Raw genomic sequence first — 1,222 nt, 5'->3', positions numbered from 1 at the left:
TCTTAGGACAGTCACGCTTTGCGCCGTTTGGCTTACCTTTCCTGGGTTTTCGCGAACTCAGTGAAGGAGAGCAAAGCGTGACTGCACCTTATGATTATCACATCGGCGTGGATTACCACAAAAGCTACAGCCACCTGGTCGTGCAAGATTCCGTCGGCAAGACGCTACGATCCGGGCGCGTGAAGAACGATCGTCGGTCGCTGGGGTCGTTCCTGGAGCGATACCGGGAGAACAGCCATGCGGTTGTCGAGGCGACCCGCAACTGGACGGTGATGTACGACTGGCTCGACGACATTTGTGATGATGTCGTTCTCGCCCATCCGTTGAAGGTGAAGGCGATTGCTGACGCCAAGATCAAGACCGATAAGATCGACGCGACCGTGCTGGCGCATCTGCTGCGGGCCGACCTGGTGCCAGAAGCCTGGGCACCGAGCGACAAGGCCCGCGAGCTGCGCGTCGCGTTGCGTGAGCGGATGTTTTATGTGCGGCTGCGGACGATGACCAAGAACCGCATCGTGACGGTGTTTGATCGTTATCCGGAGCAGACGGCGCAGCTGAAGAAGCTCGGTGACCTGTTTGGCAAGGCCGGCCGCGTCCAATTGGCTCAGGTGAAGGTCTCAGAGATCGACCGCATCCAGATCGATCGTGGTCTCGACTTCATCGGCGACATCGATGGACGGATCAAGCAGTCGGAAACGACGATCCGGGCGATGACCAAAGCCAACGGCAATGTGAAGCTGTTGAAGACGATCCCGGGCATTGGCGAGTTTTTCGCCCGGCTGATCGATGCGGAGATCGACGACATCTCGCGATTCCGCAATCCGAAGAAGTTGGCCGCCTATGCCGGACTGGTGCCGTCGACCTATTCCTCCGGCGGCAAGACCTTCCACGGCAAGATCATCAAGCAGGGCAATAAGTGGCTGCGCTGGGCTTTTGTTGAAGCCGTCACCTCTGCCATCGCCAGCGATGCGCAGCTTCGAGCCCAATATGAACACCTGAAGATCAGAGGAGTGAACAAGGCGCGTGTCGCGATCGCGCGCAAGCTTCTGACGATCGCCTTCCAGATCCTGCGCGACCAGCGCGCCTACGAGCCGCGCGGCGCCAACAGCGAGGAAGGCATGTCGTCGACGATATCCCGGTTGTCCTGATGGGAAGCTAGCGAGCCCGGCAGGCCTGGGTTGCGCTCTTAAAGGAGAATGGGAAGCCGGGAGCCGAACGCCAC

The 1,222-nt window shown here is 59.4% G+C and carries 1 protein-coding gene; it reads left to right on the top strand.

All coding sequences use genetic code 11. The features are described from left to right. The first annotated feature begins 77 nt into the window (after nucleotides 1–77). Nucleotides 78–1,148 carry an IS110 family transposase gene (locus EDE09_RS27940; RefSeq protein ID WP_105375171.1) on the top strand — a complete coding sequence of 357 codons (1,071 nt, stop codon included), beginning with the start codon at nucleotides 78–80 and terminating at the stop codon, nucleotides 1,146–1,148. Nucleotides 1,149–1,222: the final 74 nt, after the last annotated feature.

The organism is Neorhizobium sp. S3-V5DH (assembly GCF_004343065.1).
Classification (GTDB): Bacteria; Pseudomonadota; Alphaproteobacteria; order Rhizobiales; family Rhizobiaceae; genus Neorhizobium; species Neorhizobium huautlense.
Note: the sequence above shows the minus strand (reverse complement) of the source record. Positions and strands in the feature narration are given on the sequence as shown.